The organism is Streptomyces sp. NRRL WC-3618, from assembly GCF_001280005.1.
Classification (GTDB): domain Bacteria; phylum Actinomycetota; class Actinomycetes; order Streptomycetales; family Streptomycetaceae; genus Streptomyces.
The window spans coordinates 1-412 of the sequence record NZ_LGDW01000301.1; the positions used below are offsets into that span (position 1 = coordinate 1).

A 412-nucleotide genomic window follows, 5' to 3' on the forward strand; every position below is an offset into this window, starting at 1 on the left:
CTAGGGCCTGTGTGAGGTCGTGATCACCCGGTCGTCGGTATGAGGTCGTTGATCCAGATCATGGAGGCCCTGAGGTGAAGGCCGGCGTCGTAGCTCTCGGGGGTCTTGTCGTAGCGGGTGGCGATACCTCGCCAGGCTTTCAGTTTGTTGATCATGCGCTCGACGGTGTTGCGGTCCTTGTACAGTTCCGCGTCGTGGGTGACGGGCCGGCCGCCCCGGCGGCCTCTGTTCTTGCGGTGGGCGGCCTGGTCCTTCTTCTCCGGGATGACGGCCTTGATGCCGCGTCTGCGCAGGTAGGCGCGGTTGGCGCGGGAGGAGTACGCCTTGTCCCCGGCCACGGCGGCGGGCCGGGTGCGCGGGCGCCCGACGGGCAGCCGGACACGGACCTTCTTCAGGACCGGGACGAACTGCG

1 protein-coding gene is annotated in these 412 nt (G+C 68.0%); it reads right to left on the bottom strand.

The genetic code is table 11. From position 1 onward, the window contains the following. Window positions 1-23: 23 nt before the first annotated feature. A partial coding sequence (locus ADL01_RS23395) for an IS5/IS1182 family transposase (protein WP_053743984.1) occupies window positions 24-412 on the bottom strand: 389 nt, incomplete at its 5' end.